Annotated in this window: 8 protein-coding genes; 2 read left to right on the top strand and 6 right to left on the bottom strand. The window is 34.0% G+C overall.

All coding sequences use genetic code 11. From position 1 onward, the window contains the following. Positions 1 to 1,265: 1,265 nt before the first annotated feature. Both UABHE_RS11370 and UABHE_RS11365 read right to left on the bottom strand, forming a co-directional pair. The gene (locus UABHE_RS11370; protein ID WP_372370402.1) at positions 1,266 to 2,357 is read right to left on the bottom strand and encodes an ABC transporter substrate-binding protein; all 1,092 of its coding nucleotides are present in this window, start codon (positions 2,355 to 2,357) and stop codon (positions 1,266 to 1,268) included. Next, positions 2,357 to 4,729, bottom strand: coding sequence for an adenylate/guanylate cyclase domain-containing protein (locus UABHE_RS11365; protein WP_372370401.1), 2,373 nt, complete (start codon positions 4,727 to 4,729; stop codon positions 2,357 to 2,359). The genes UABHE_RS11370 and UABHE_RS11365 overlap by 1 nt, the downstream gene beginning before the upstream one ends. Positions 4,730 to 5,602: 873 nt before the next feature. On the opposite strand from UABHE_RS11365, the gene UABHE_RS11360 reads away from it, so the two are divergent. Beyond that, positions 5,603 to 6,556, top strand: coding sequence for a hypothetical protein (locus UABHE_RS11360; protein ID WP_372370400.1), 954 nt, complete (start codon positions 5,603 to 5,605; stop codon positions 6,554 to 6,556). A 371-nt stretch (positions 6,557 to 6,927) separates the two neighbouring features. Here the strand turns inward: UABHE_RS11360 and UABHE_RS11355 are convergent, their stop codons facing one another. Further along, on the bottom strand, positions 6,928 to 7,527 hold the full coding sequence (locus UABHE_RS11355; protein ID WP_372370399.1) for a hypothetical protein: 600 nt from the start codon (positions 7,525 to 7,527) through the stop codon (positions 6,928 to 6,930). Between the two features lie 1,112 nt (positions 7,528 to 8,639). On the opposite strand from UABHE_RS11355, the gene UABHE_RS11350 reads away from it, so the two are divergent. Next, positions 8,640 to 9,245 (top strand): leucine-rich repeat domain-containing protein, encoded by a 606-nt coding sequence (locus UABHE_RS11350; protein WP_372370398.1) that lies wholly within the window; start codon positions 8,640 to 8,642, stop codon positions 9,243 to 9,245. A gap of 90 nt (positions 9,246 to 9,335) precedes the next feature. On the opposite strand, the gene UABHE_RS11345 is transcribed toward UABHE_RS11350, so the two are convergent. Genes UABHE_RS11345 through UABHE_RS11335 form a run of 3 tightly spaced genes read right to left on the bottom strand, consistent with a single transcriptional unit; the run spans position 9,336 to position 15,075 of the window. Beyond that, entirely contained in the window at positions 9,336 to 10,412 is a 1,077-nt protein-coding gene (locus tag UABHE_RS11345; protein ID WP_372370397.1) for a hypothetical protein, read from the bottom strand. Further along, complete coding sequence (locus tag UABHE_RS11340) at positions 10,409 to 11,626, bottom strand: metallophosphoesterase (protein WP_372370396.1); 1,218 nt, start codon at positions 11,624 to 11,626, stop codon at positions 10,409 to 10,411. The genes UABHE_RS11345 and UABHE_RS11340 overlap by 4 nt, the downstream gene beginning before the upstream one ends. A gap of 47 nt (positions 11,627 to 11,673) precedes the next feature. Beyond that, positions 11,674 to 15,075 (bottom strand): protein kinase, encoded by a 3,402-nt coding sequence (locus UABHE_RS11335; RefSeq protein WP_372370395.1) that lies wholly within the window; start codon positions 15,073 to 15,075, stop codon positions 11,674 to 11,676. Positions 15,076 to 15,079: the final 4 nt, after the last annotated feature.

The following is a 15,079-nucleotide window of genomic DNA, read 5'->3' as shown; positions in this document are numbered from 1 at the left end:
CTGTCATGATTCAAAGTATTGTCTATTTTTTCGAGCCCGCTTGCGATCCCGATCTCGTCTAGGAATTTAAGTCTTACGTTTTGTTTGAACTTTGACCAAAGGTGTAAGTATTACTACAATTCGTAAAAAGCGCCTTCTGCTATATTTAAAAAAATTTACAAAGTAAGCTGGAGTTGAGGATATTATAATTATCGTTGTTTCGTTGCTTTTTAGATATGCTGTTTAATGGTAATGCTCTTTCATCATTTCGTACCAAAGCTCATAATCAGTTCTGTCTTCACCATCCCACCACTCCATTAGACTTGAGTTGAGGAGGCTAATTTTTTTTAAAAAACGTTTACTACATCCACAAATTCCATACGTAGAGAATTTGAAAACATTTTCTTTACATTGTCACTTTCTCCCATAAGGACAAAGCGATTCGAAAACGAATGATCATTTTTAAAATTAATTTTTTTCATAACGTTTAGTTTCAGAAAATCAGAACAAAAGGATTTATCTCGCAAATAGCTAACAGGCAAAGACAAATCCTTTTTGTCAAAATACATGCTGTAAAACAAAGGCTATACCCTCCTTCAGTTGACAAACACTCATCTTCACACTCCATAACTTCGATGTAGTATCCTTTGTTTTTACCTTCTATTATATTTAAGAATTTCAAATTCAGCCCTCTTTGAAAATTTTGAAAACTTTTATAGTGATCTTTTCTTTCTCCTTTTTCAAAATATTGACATCCCATCTCTTGAGCTAAAAGTTGAAATTCTTCACGTTTTTTCTTCTTATTGAGTTTGGATAAAAAATAAACAATTAATATCAGAATAAAAATGCAAAATAAAAAAAAATCTTTATAGATATAGGTAACATTATTGAACTCCAAATCTATTGCCAACAAATACTATTGCAAAAAACAAGTGCCCCAAAATAATAAAGGAAGAATTTAAAATGACATTTCAGTCTGACACTCATTTTCTTCTGGCAAATATTAATTAACACATTCTTACTGTTTGACAGGTCTAAAAATGTAAATAGCAAATTTTCGTTGGATAATAAAGTATGAATGTAGGAAGGATCTGTTTTACATATAAACGCGTCTTGTATAATCCAATTTTTTTAGGACGTGTGAAGATTTACCTTTCAAGTAAATTCAGAGTTTTGAGGCACTAGCTTCGTTGTTTTCTAGTTACGCAACAACATTATGCGCCTTCAAAACGTCTTGCTATACCTCAAACTACTCGTATTTCAAAAAAATTAGATATCTACATGCCCTATTCAAATTTGTCTTTATTTTCTCGCACAACTTTAAATAATTTTTGAATGGTAAATTGATATTTCTGTTGTGGTTTTTTGCGCAGAAATTTTCTAAAATTTATTTTATTCCAGTTTTGGTCACCAAAATAAAATAGGTATTTTTTTACATTACTACGATCAATAGTTCCCATATAAACAAGTTGTTGTAGGCCAATTTTGGCAAAATCTCTACCCTCATGATAATCGCGAAGCATAACTAAGGCCCATCCTCCTGCCATGAAATGTCCACCTACACTTGTGATCAAATCTCCGGTAACAATTTTTTCTAATGCTTCTTTTGACCAGTTTAAACCACCGACAAAAATATTTCTTCCTGGTTTTAATCCTTGTTCTTTGGCTGCCTGAATAGCACCTAGTGCCATGGGATCATTTGCGGTCCAAATAATTTTTGTTTTTGGATAACGACGTAGCAGACCTTTTAACTGTCGATATGCTTTGCGTTGTTGCCAGTGACTGTGAATAACTTGTTTTAATTTTATTTGAGGATAGCGTTTCATAAGGCGCTTTAAACCCAATATTCTCCTCATTGAAGCTGGTGTTACGTAATCTCCAGCAACTCCTATTGCATCAATCTTTCCATCAATTATTTTTGTAGCGCGTACACACAGAGATTTTGCAATGTCAAAACCTGCTTTTTCGTTATCAGGCCTCAATGATCCTATCCAATGCGAATATTTTTTTCGTGGTGTACTATGTACCTTTTTTTGTTCTTTTGTTAAAATATTTAAAAGTAGAAATGTTTTTACATTGTACTTTTTTGCATGTTGTAGCATTTTACCAGCAGCTTGTTTTTCATTAACAATAATAAGATAGCTTGGTTTGTTTTGTCTTTTACATACTTCGGCAGCAAGCTCTATCATACGCAGATGATCACGTTCACTGTATAAAATTTCAAGATCTATATCCAAATCTTCAGCAGCGGCCTTCATGAAATCGCACACTTGATCCCAAAATATTTCTCCCTGCTTTCCTGGATTGACAAAAGTTACGCGAAATTCTTCGCTATATACACTTACAAATAATAAGAATATAAAGAGTACTTTATTCATTATTTCTCTTTCATAACCCATACTCCATCCCAATTTTCAGGTGGAGCTTCCATCACATAATATCTTGCTCTTTCCATTAACATTTTACTTGTAATATCCCCAGGTTTTACTTCTAGGGCTTTCGCAAATTGCTCTATGCACGCGGAAAAATTACGCTCTCTGTAGCTGTCAAAGCCTTGTATGAAAAATTCTATGAATTGATTAATTTCGAATGAATCACAGTAATGATCCATTACCTCTAGAATGAGCACTGGTTTATTTTTTCCTTTTACACGAATATAATCCAAAGGGCGTATGAACAGATTATCTTTAAGATGCTTATGGGTGTACTCGCTAATAACAATAGGAGCACCGTAGAACTTTGTGACACCTTCAAGCCGCGAAGCAAGATTAACAGTATCTCCAATAACTGTATATTCTACGCGTTTACTAGAACCAATATTACCAGCAATAGCATCGCCGGTATTAATTCCTATGCCAATATCAACTGTAGGTGCTCCAAGTTCTTGTTGTTTTTTGTTAAAAGGAACTAGTTTCTTCATCATTTCGACTGCTGCCAAAACAGCATTTTGTGCATCTTGCGGTTTAGTAAATGGTGCACCAAAACTAGCCATAATTGCATCGCCAATGTATTTATCCAAAATACCACCGCGATCCATAATACAAGATACCATTTCTTCAAAATAACTATTTAAGAGCGTTACAGTATTGCGTGCACCTATTGTTTCTGAAATGGTGGTAAATTTGCGAATATCAGAAAATAAAATAGAGCAGACTTGCTGCGATCCGTTTAGGATATCAGGGTCATCTTCTAAAACGCGATCAAGAACTGTTTTGCTCATATAACGAGACATGGTGTTACGTATACGCTTTTCCTTGGTAATATCTTCGATCGCCAAAACAGCACCAATACGATTATTGTGAATATCTTCAAGTGGAACCGTTGTTAGATTTACAGATACACTGCCATTCGAAGTTTCAAGTTCTGTATCCATTGCTAAATCATTACTTCCGTTGGTAAGGACTTCGTGAATACTATCAGCTACCCACTTATTATTTTCAACAAAGATCTCACCATTCTTTTTCTCAAGTATATTTCGAAGCTGCAATATTTTCATTGCTGCATCATTCGCAACGGTCAAACTTTCTCTTTGATCAAAAGTCATAACACCATTACTAAGACTTTCTAAAATCGCCTGTTGATAGTTTTTTAAATTAAGCGTTTCTTCAAATAAACGCGCGTTGTCTATAGAAATAGCAGCTTGAGATGCTAATGAAACAGCTCGGCGCAGATCGCGCTCGCAGAATGAACCATCTCTTTTGTTCAAAATTTGCAAAACACCTATGCAGTTTCCTTTTTTGTCAATCATTGGCGTAGAAAGAATGCTCTTTGTTATAAACCCTGTTTTTTTATCAACAGATTTGTGAAAATTGTTTCGATTTTGTGTATTTTGGACAATAAGTGATTTCTTTGTTGTAAAAGTTTCTCCAACAATTCCTGTGTTAGATTTTACACGAATCACTTGATCTTTAACTCCTTCTGCAATGAGAGACCAAAGCGTATCACTTTCTTCATCATAGAGAAATAGCGAACTTCTTTCCGATTCTAAGAGCTCTGTTGTTGCCGTAATAATTTGCTTGAGTAACTTTGTTAGATTTAGTTCATTTGAAATAGAAGTTGCAATCTTAAGTAGTTTCATTTCATCTTGTCTTTGTTGCTGATCTTGTTTTAAAGAATTTGCGATAGCACCTATTTCATCTTCACGCTTCAAATACTTAGAATTAATTTCTGGCGGACGTTTTCCTTCGGCACTCATGCGCATAATTCTTGTCATGTCTTCAATAGGTTTGGTAAACTTACGTATTGCGTAAATCAGATTCGGAACAACAAGAAGTAGCAATAAAAACACTTCTAAAATACCTTGTATACTTTGTTTTCTAAGTTGGCGTTGTAGTTTAGTTGTTGTCATTGTAATGCGAACCTGTCCTATTTTTCTACGTGTGTTAGCCGTAGTTTGAAAATACACGTCCTTCTCAATAACAATAACGCCAGAGTTTATATCTTCGCTAGTTTTTTCTATTTTCGCGAATAATTTCCCTGCATCATCAAAAATAACTGCTGTTACAAACTCTGGATCTTTGAGTAACCCTTTTAAAGATAATTCTGCAGAATCTTGGTCATATTCCCAGATAGAACTAGCCATAGCAGAAGCCTGGGATTCCGCTACCATTTCTGCTCTTGTTAACAGCGCTTCGTAACGATACTGATTATTGTTCATAAGTGAGAATATATTTGCAGTAACAACAATAAGAGTAATAATTACGCATATTGTCAAGATAATCTTGTTTCTTAATGACAGGTGCCTTTTCATCAATCTACCTTTATGATAGTTCGCTTTCAAATTCAAGATTTGTAAATGCAATAAGAGACTGGAAGAAATCATCTACCCAATTTTGCACAGAAATTTTATTCATTAGCTAGACATTTTGAATGTGTAAGTGTGGTTCTGTAAATGAAAAATAACGACGTTAATGGATAAAATACAAGTAAAATGGTAAATTCTTTCTTTCTGCGTTCTGAAACATTATAAGAAATCGAAGTACACCAAACATAATAGAATTTGGGTTTTAAAGAAATTTAATGATGTTGATTCTATAGAGGAGGGCATTTATGCCAGACTCGTAATAACCATTCTATATACTAGAATCAACAAGAGTGTCAACGCTAAATGTGCCAAATGTGTTAAAATCAAATTCTACAGAAATTGGAACTGATTTTTCTAAAAAATAAATAAAACAAGGTTAAGCTTAGGCTCAATATGATTTAAGACCTATTATCGATAAATTATGGAGGATCCCTAAGCCTTATGATGTTGATCCAAAAATACTTGACGAAGACGCTGTTCGTAGTATGGTGCATTTAGTTGTGTAAATTCATGATGTTGGAGCTAAGCGTTATGTTGAACCTTAACTGAATGACATTCCTGTCTGGCACCTGCTTTTATACCTTAATTTTATTTATTTGAATTTAGACTTAGTTTTGTTAAACTAAAGCAAATCACTATCCAATCTTTGCTTCTTCCCTGTGTCTTCGTGGAAACTATTAGGTATTCTAGTCTTTTATATCAATTAAGACAGATATTTTAACGAGCAGTTAGTAGGCCACAATCCTACAGACGGCTTAAAAATTTTGGCGAAGTTGACAACGTACGCGCCGTTTATTAACCCAAAGTAAAAATACATCCATGTACAATTCAAATACCACCCTTAAAAATCTAACTAAAGAAACAATCAAACTCCCTCCTCCTGTTAACCTTGGACATGGTCCTTGGACAGCAGTAGGTTTACGAGGAATCGCTGTTATGGAAAAGCTTATTGGTTTCTATTTGGGCGCAACGTTTCCAAAAGAAGTAACGCATTACGCTTTTGATTCACCTATCGTAATTGAGGGGTATCCTGATAATAACAGAGGACATGTTTATAAATTTGATACTGGATCAGACAAGGCAGTTATTGTATTTCCTCAGCGCAGTGGGGCTTATAGCGGTGCGCGAGCAGTAAGTGCTTTTCTTTATAGTCAGGGGATCACAGCATATGAAGTAATTCCTCCTTTCTTGGGACAACGAGGTGCACTAAAGAAAAAGGGAAAAAGGAAAAGTGGTATTAAAAGTGCGCGGTTAAGTTTTAAGCAGGTGGAACAAACTTACTTTCAAGCAGTTAATGAGGGTCATGGTATTATTAATCAAATTGCTACTGAAAAACATATCGGCTGTTTTGGAGTTAGTCTTGGAGCACAGTATGCAAGTCTTTTGCATGGAACAAGTGAGCGTACCAAAGCTGCTTGCTCCTTTTTGGGTGGTGGTGACTTAACCCTTCTCATCTTTCATTCAGAAGATAAATTGCCTCTCTACTTGCGTAGTTGTGCAAAGGATATGGACATGGATGAAGACGCGGTAAGAAAATATGTCGCAGCCATAGAACCTTGTAACCACGTTGACACTAACAAAGCATCAGATGTACTTATTTATGGAGCTGATCAAGATAAGGCCATCCCCATTTTTTCAACAAAGGCTCTGGTGGATGCTTGGGGAGAAAATGTTAATTACAGAACTATCAGCGGAGATCACACAAGCGTTATTTGGCAAGCAAAAGGATTATTGCAAAATCTCGCAGCATTCTATCACCAAAAGCTTTTATGATGAATGACATTCATAACAAACTTGAATGCCTGTTTGAAAGATGCCAGATTTACGAAAGTAGCTAAGATGTTTCGTTAGAAGATTCCATACAATAAAAATTTACAATAAAAAAAAATCGCTACAAAACATAGAAATAAATTAGTTCAGATACCAAATGAAATCAAAATCTAAATTATAAAGTCTAGGGTGTGTCCTCATTCAATGAAGTAAGATAACAAGAAGCCAAGTAAATAGTTCTTAAAAAGTTTGAGTAGTTTTATCATATTGTGTATAGGGAGGGAAAATTTAGTTTATGGTAGGTCACATATTTCAAGTTTTATTTCGTTATACAAAAGTTGTCAGAGGGAATTCTAACTAATACATCTTAAACTTTAGCTTGGTATAAGATTACCTAGTCCTGGCTCTGAGTCATCACGTCCTGTGGTTAGAGCTTTCTCTACTTTTTTGTTTTGGTGGCACTTTTCTAAGTCTCCACCACATTTTTGGCAACTGGGAATATTTGTATATTTTTCACTAGTAGTGAGTGTTGTATCACATTTTTTGCAATAAAAAGTAGTTATGTTTTGCTTGGATATTATTTGATAAATTTGTACGAATGTAATCAGGCCTTTTGAATAGAGTATCTGGCCAATAGGTACTTGTATACCGCGTGTAAGAAACTCTTGTTGACTGATTAGAGCCTCTTCTAAAGATTTTTGTGAAATCATTCCCATTTCTTGAGCGATTTCACCAAATTTAATTGTATTGATACTTGAAGGTGGCAGAAAGTTATAGTTTTTATCGATTTTACTTCGTATATTTTTAATTTGGTTTGGCGTCAATATTTCTTCTTCGATAAGAATGTCTAGTAGTGAATTATTTTGCCGAAAAAAATCTCTGATATTTAAACATTTTGTGTAGTTTTTTTCTGACATTAGACCATGTTCAATAGCAAGCATTGCAATAAGTCTTTCTTCAAAGTCACTTTTCATATTTCTTTCTTTCTATTGATTTTATATTTGTAAGTTTCATCGAGAAGGTAAAACTACAATGTATATTGACTATACTTTGATTCGCAGTCATTATATCATAATTTTGGAGAGGTATTTTACTTAATTGATACCAAGTTTAAACCAAAACAACAAAAATGATTTTAAATAATTTTAGAGAGATTTGAATGAAAAATACTTTATTAACGCCATTTTTTATATTTATAATGTACAATGTCACCGGAAAATAGAACCGAAAAAGAAGGGTAAATAAAGTATAATACAGTGCTAAAAATAAAGGGTAAACAAAAATGGCGAGAAAACGCAATACTTACAGTAAAGAGTTCAAAGCCAAATTAGCACTGGAAGCCCTAAAAGAGGAAAGTACATTACAATAACTAAATAGTAAATACAGTGATCAGCAATACTAATATCGAAGTGGAAGAAACAAACAAAAGAGAGTATGCAGATACCTTTCGACAAGGCAAGACGGATGAAGAGAAGGAACAACAATAAACAATAGAAAAACTCTACAGAGAACTGAGTAAGTTGCAAGCAGAACACAACTGACTAAAAAAAGCTTGGCGAAATTGAGTAAGCAACAACGCTATGACTTGGTAGACAAAAACGACACAGTATATTCAGTACGCAAGCAATGTGAAATGTTAGTAGAGGCAGAGTCTATTACAAGCGCAAGTGTGCTGAAGATGAGGCAGTATTAATCGAAAAAATAAGGTGGGTAGGATTAAAACATCCATTTTACGAGATCGCAAAACAACAGAACTTCTAAAAAGAAATGAAATGGAAGTCACATTGTGACGCTTAAGAAAGCAGTTGGGAGTTAAAGCGTTATACCCTAAACCAAAACTATCACTAGCCAGAAGAGATCAGAGCACTGTTTTTTTCTTTCTTATTTTGACTTAAAAAATGGTATTGACAAACGGTGGCACTTCACATTATATGTATGCTTAATACCTCACTTTTAAGTGAATAAATTGATATGAGTTGCCTTTGGTCGCATTATGTTTAACAGAAAAAATTTTATATTTATAAGTAAAAATTGATTACAATACCATGTATTTTTATATGATTCGTGAGTAAAAAAAGGTATAAAAATGAAAGTCGTTAAAGGTAAATCTTTAGGGAAAATAGAAAGTTTTACTCTGTATAAGGGTTGCTCTTTTTATTTTCGCGAAGATTATTGTTATGAAACAAAAGGCTCTTCGTTTGAGCACTGTAGTTTTAGATCCAACGTTGCTTTTTGTAGTTTAGAAGGTTGCAAGTTCGATAACTGTGGGTTTTCTGGAGAATTGGAAGTTATTTTATGTAGTCAGTATCTAAAAGAGTTACCGACCGAAATATGGCAGCTACCTAATCTTACTTTTTTAAATTTAAGTAGCAACCTCTTGACAAAGTTACCGTCTAAAATAAATTTGCTGTCTAATGTTACTTCATTAAGTTTAAGTTATAATGAATTGACAGAATTACCACCTGAAATAGGAGGACTATCCAGTCTTACTTCGTTGAATTTGAGTTATAACAAATTCATAAAGTTACCACCTGAAATAGGAAAGCTTTCTAATCTTAGAGAGTTGTACTTGAGCGGTAACAAATTTGAAAATCTAAAAATGATAGAAAAATACCTACCAAACTGTAAAATAACTAACACAAATCCGCGTTCAAATTTTTCCAACGATAATCCAACTACTTGGATTGGATAAAAGAGGAAAGTAGCTTGCATGTTACGAACTTTGCAAAACTAGTTTTTTTCGATGCTAACGTTGTGTCCGAATTTATGGTCATGACATACCTCAATTAAAAATATGACGGTTTAGAGATTTCAAAAAATGCGGCCAGTCATCAAATAGTAATGAGTGTGAATTAAAGTAGTAGTAAGCCCATGGTTGTTCAAATCCTAGATTTAAATGGCGTTCAACGCTTTTCATTACCCATTCTTCTGTCATTAAATAAATGTCTATACTACGTAAATTTTCTTCTTTGTAAAATAGCAATTGCGGCTTGGTGTTTTGCAAATTTGAGCCTTTTATTTCGGCGTTAACTTCAAAAAATAAGCTTTCGTCACTCAATGTTTTATATACTTCTTCAAAATCTTCCTCGCCGCAAAAAATATCTAAGTCAATGTCTAGCGTTGGCCAAGATTTTTCCTTCGAAATTTCATAAAAGTTTTTTCCTGAAACAGGCACACGGAATGAGTCTTCAAAGACTACTGGGTTGTCAGCAATTGTTCCGCGCAGTGAAATTCCCACGGGCTTTGAAATAGAATTTGCTAAATATTGTGCTGTTTTGGAGGCAAAAGCGAGTGTTGGTTCTACAGGAGCCAAACATTTTGAAATTTCTTGGGCTAGAGCTTTTTTACCTTCATTAATGTCTTTTTGAGTTGTAATTAGAGCTATATCAATAACTTTATTTGTTTTTAGAATCATATAGTCTGAACGATTTTTTCCTTGGGGAGGGGTTGCTAACAAGCGTGGAGAGGGTAAGCTTGATAGAAAAACTAACTCTTCTTGTTGTTGCTCTAAAATATCACTTTTGTAGCCATTTTTAGAAGCTATTTGTGCTATATTTTTTTGGTCTTCTAAAGGGATGGAAATAATTTGAATAGGAAACTTATGTCTTTCTCCATTTACTTCAATTTCTATTTTATCATCTTTATACAATTCTACAGCTGCATGCCGATAGCCTCTTACGCTACGATATGAACGCAAATCAACATAGTATTTGTAACTACGGCTTCCAGGGTGGGAAAAAGCAAAATCTCTAAATCCAAAATGAAAAGGAGATACTGTTCCGTAAGGAACTCCAAAACGTTCCTCTGAATCTAAGGTTTGTAGTAAACGCGTGCATAAGATTTTATCTTGTGGATTCATTGGTTTTTCCTTTTTTCGTATAGTGAAAACTCATCTAGAATTTTCCCAGCGTCGTCAATTGCTTGAATAAATATTTTGTTTGTGTTTATCTCTAGGAACCAAAAATGTTTTGTTTTTGATGCTTTTTCAATATAGTAGTGCTTTGTTACAGAACGAGGTGATCGACCAAAACTACCATCGCCCAAATAGATTGTTCCGCCGGTTTTGACTACCTGGTTGTTCTTTAAACGTTTTGTTCTCTTAAAAACATGATCATGGTGTTCTAAACCAAGATCGAGACTATAGCGATCAAATAATGGTAACCACAATTGTCTGGCGGTAATACTATCGCTATTGTTAAATTCGCGATGTGCAGGATACATCGGGACGTGGTACATTGCTATTTTGAATTTACTTTTTTGGTATTTTTGTAATTGTTTTTTAAGCCAGTTTCGCTGTGAAGAATAGGAATAAATATGATCTGTATCAAGTACAATAAGCTGTGTGTTTTGGCCTAACTTTCTTGTAAAGTAGGGTTTGCCGCCTTGGTGAAAAAAACCAAAATAGAAAGGTGCTTGTTTAAAAATTAGTAAGTTGTGTACTTCATGGTTACCTATCGCCAAAATCATTGGAATAAGATGTCCAGATGAAGTGATCATGTTTTCTTGCCAATAACTAAACCAAGAAATCCAACGTTTTAAATTTTGTTTTTTTCCATTAGCATAAGCAATGTCACCACCAATAAGTGCCAAGTGAGGATTTTTGGCGGCAGCATACTGTAAGATAGATACTAGATCTTTGCTCCGATAACCCATATCTCCACCTGCGATAATACGCAGTTTGTGTAATGGAGGAACAAAGAATTTCTGTTGAGAACGCAAAAAATTTACAGAATCATCGCGTATAGTAAATTTATATTCGCTTCCAGGGTTTAAGTTTTCGAGTAGTGCGTGATAAACGTATAAGTATTTTTTTTTAACGCGAGGAATTGATTTCCCCGAAGTTGACTTGATATAAACACTATCGGTAAAAGCAATATGAGATTCAGAAAACGTTTTTCGTTGTTGTTTTTCGCCTGAATTATAATCAACAAATAAAGAGGAGAATCGCTTTTGTGGAGAAAAAAAATGAATAACAATGTGGTTATGAATATTATGTTTTTGCCAAGTTAAATAAGTATAAGATTCTCCCCATAGAGATCCTAGTAATAAAATGAGTACGGTAATTTTTTTCATTGTATTATAAGTAAAGTTGATACTTTAAGTTAATTCCAACTTTTGCCTTATCTCCTTTTGTCAGGTTCATTGTGTAAATTTAATTTTTTACGTATTCTATCCATAACGTTTATAAGCGATGCAGGATTGTACTTATCGTTGATAGAACTATAGTCTTTTATACGTTTTTTCTGTTGAGAATAGTTAAAAAAGTAATTTTGATCAAAAACAATTATATCACCTAGGTCCACAGGAAAGTAAATACTACTCCAATCATCACTAATATTACTAATATTACTTTTGAAATAGCCGATATACGCTTCTGATAGTTGTTGTAATTTTAAGTCGTAAATGAAAAAGCTGTCAGGAGTAAAAATAGCCAAGTACTCTCCATTAGGAGAAAAAGATAGACTATTAACACGGCCAGGAACTTTGAATGATTTAATTTTTTTGAAGTTTTTCCAAATCGCTATTTCACCGTTGACATCGCCAGAGGCAAAAATGGATTTAGTTTCTGCTACGGCAAAACAATAAAATAGGGGTAAAGTAATTCTAAATTTTGTAGTGAGGGTTTCTTTTTGTATATCGAATATGTCAAATCCATGTTTAGTTCCTATAAAAATATAGTCCATAAATTTACGTAAAAAAATGGCCTTTGCGTTTACTTTTAGAGCGTAAGTTTTACAAATTTTAGAAGGAATATTACAGAGCAATACATTTCTCATTGTAGTTGTGATTAAAAGATTCTCTTCGTCAATAAAATTAGCATTTCTAGGCCTTCCTGCTGCATTAGGAATAGAAATAAGTATGCTTTTGTACAAAGACAAATTTTGAGTATGAAGAATATCTATTTTAAAGTTATCGTACACAAGAGCTATTTTTGATTTTTGTTTGTTAAATCCAAAACTCAAAGGCATGCCTTTTTTGAGATCATATTGAATCGAAAATTGGTTATCAGACCAAGCTAAAAAACCTAATTGATGAGGCAGAATAATAGTATTTTTGTTTGAAGCAATTTCTATTTTGCGCATAATTTGTTTTAACTCATCAGAGGCATAGTGTAGCTTTTTTAGAACAGTTGATACCTCTTTTGTAGAGTGCAGTATTTGCGAAGAAAACCGATACTCTATATAATTATTTTTATGTATTGTTTTTAGTACATGACCACTGCTTTTTTGCTCAAAATGAATAGAGTTTCCTTGGTAAGGAGTTGAAAAGGTGGTTTCTAGTGACAATATATTGCGAATTTGTAGAATATTGCCCTTATGAACACAAAGAAATTTTGTTGTAGATCGTATTTTTTTTACTACTTCTCGTAAAAGAGATGGAAACTTAATAAAACGATGTGGACGTAGATCTTTTTCGCGAAAATAGGAAATCATATTACCTTGATCTGTACCAAAAATCAGACGATCATCAACAGTTACCGGTTCTGATTTTATAAAGGTGCTACCATATGGATTGGCCACGAATTTTTTTGTGTAGTTTTTACAATCGTAAATGGTCAGCCCAAAAGCACTTAGTATGTAGAGGTAACGTTTATTATCAAATATAAATTTACAGCCAAAACTAAAGGAATTAGGATCTTGCATAGTGTATAATTTTGCCTTTTTTACACTATATAAAGAAAAACTTTGTTCTCCAAGTATCGCTACAGATTCGCCGTCATTTGATACTTTTATACCCCCAGTGATAGAAGCCACTCTAAACCGAGCGATATGTTTTTGAAGTTTCAAGTCGTATACACATATTTTAGTTTGCCCGATATTATATGCTAGAAAACGCGAATTTTCTGAAATATAAAGAATTACGGGACCTGCACTATTTTGTATAAAATATTTTTTTTGGTTATTGAAGTCATAAAAATAGATTTTTTGTTCCTGTGTATAGACGATAAAACTGTCATTAGGAGAAAATTGCACTAGCTTTGCTGAACCGATTTTAAGTTTGCTGCTGTTCGATAAGTTCGTATTTTTTTGTATATGCGAAGTTTTCCACATGTGTAGAAATCCATCTTGGATTCCCCAAATAAACTTGCCGCCTTTTGAAATATGTAAAGGCCCGTCTTGACCTTTTATCTCTGCTTGGAATACCTGAGGTAAATTTGTCAAAACAGAAAACTGTAAAGTATTTGTCAAGCGACGATAGATTTCTTTGTTTTTCTTTGTAGTTCTCTCTGTAAAAGAATCGTCTAAAGCAGTGAAAGCTCGCTGTAAATTAAGTAATGCTTGCTGTAATTGACCTGTGCGTATTATTTGCGGTACTCTTTGGGCTATTTCAATAATGGTATCGTTGGCCTCTTTTTTCTTTTGTTGTACGGAAGCAATTGTTTTTAGAGCTTGTTGTTTTGCTTTTTCAACAGAACGAAATGCTAGGAAGGTTGTGGTTAGTAAAATTACTGTGGCTATGATTAACATAACGACAATGCGTCCGACAATTCCGCTTCCACGGTACCAACGCACTACTTGCTCAATTATTGTAGGTTTGCGTAGAGAAATAGGTTGACCATCAATGATTTTTTGTAATTGTGACTTCAAATACTCAGCGCTTTGAATACGCTTTAGTGGTTTTTTCTCCAAAGTTTTAAGGCAAAGTATTTCTATATCGCTGTTTTTGGGAATCGCAGTGTTTAGTTGCGATAGTGGAAGAGGCTCTTTGGTTGTCAAGACATGCACTAAAGAGAAAAAATTATCGACGTCAAAAGGTGGACGTCCAGTAAGCATTTGGTACAAAATTACTCCCAGTGAGTAAATGTCTGAACGATGATCTACGGGCTGTTCTAGAACTATTTCGGGGGCAATATATCTTGGTGTTCCCATAATCTCACCTTGTTGTGTTAAATTGCTCGTGGCTTTTGAGTCTTTAGCAATACCAAAATCTAAAATAACGGGAATGCCATTTTCGCGAATTAGAATATTATCGGGCTTTAGGTCACGATGAATTATCTTGTGGCTGTGGGCGTGAGAAATCGCGTCGCAAATATTGAGAAACAGTTGAAGCTTTTCGTTTTGTTTGAATCTACGTGTTGATAAGTAAACAGAAAGAGTTTGCCCTGGAATATACTCCATCGCAAAAAAATGCGTAGGTTGTGTATGAATTTCGTGTATTTTAATGATATTGGGATGATTGATTTGAGCGATTGCTCGCGCTTCGTTAAAAAATCGTTCTACGGCGGCGCTACTGTTGTGATTATTTGATAAAACTTTTAAAGCGCATTCGCGATTTAAGCTTGTATCTATAGCATGATAAACAACACCCATACCGCCTCGGCCTAATTCTCTAAGAATCTTGTACTTTCCGAGCATGCTTTGCTTTTTTTCTAAAAAGGTTTCATACCAACGAACCTGGTCCTGAGAAAACAAGTACTCTTTTTGATTTATACTATTTGTATTTATCTTCTCGATTAATTGTTGTTTGGGATAAGGACCAAATACACGACCATCCTTAGATGATTTTACATACCAGTTCATGTTT

The organism is Candidatus Uabimicrobium helgolandensis, assembly GCF_041508025.1.
In the GTDB taxonomy this organism is placed as follows: Bacteria; Planctomycetota; Uabimicrobiia; order Uabimicrobiales; family Uabimicrobiaceae; genus Uabimicrobium; species Uabimicrobium helgolandensis.
The sequence above is the reverse complement of the archived record's forward strand: the minus strand, read 5'-3'. Positions and strand labels throughout refer to the sequence as shown.

What these genes read in the sequence shown, in the direction of transcription:
- UABHE_RS11370 (WP_372370402.1), bottom strand. Translation starts at nt 2,357, where the DNA reads ATGAATAAAGTACTCTTTATATTCTTATTATTTGTAAGTGTATATAGC.
- UABHE_RS11365 (WP_372370401.1), bottom strand. Translation starts at nt 4,729, where the DNA reads ATGAAAAGGCACCTGTCATTAAGAAACAAGATTATCTTGACAATATGC.
- UABHE_RS11360 (WP_372370400.1), top strand. Translation starts at nt 5,603, where the DNA reads ATGTACAATTCAAATACCACCCTTAAAAATCTAACTAAAGAAACAATC.
- UABHE_RS11355 (WP_372370399.1), bottom strand. Translation starts at nt 7,527, where the DNA reads ATGAAAAGTGACTTTGAAGAAAGACTTATTGCAATGCTTGCTATTGAA.
- UABHE_RS11350 (WP_372370398.1), top strand. Translation starts at nt 8,640, where the DNA reads ATGAAAGTCGTTAAAGGTAAATCTTTAGGGAAAATAGAAAGTTTTACT.
- UABHE_RS11345 (WP_372370397.1), bottom strand. Translation starts at nt 10,412, where the DNA reads ATGAATCCACAAGATAAAATCTTATGCACGCGTTTACTACAAACCTTA.
- UABHE_RS11340 (WP_372370396.1), bottom strand. Translation starts at nt 11,626, where the DNA reads ATGAAAAAAATTACCGTACTCATTTTATTACTAGGATCTCTATGGGGA.
- UABHE_RS11335 (WP_372370395.1), bottom strand. Translation starts at nt 15,075, where the DNA reads ATGAACTGGTATGTAAAATCATCTAAGGATGGTCGTGTATTTGGTCCT.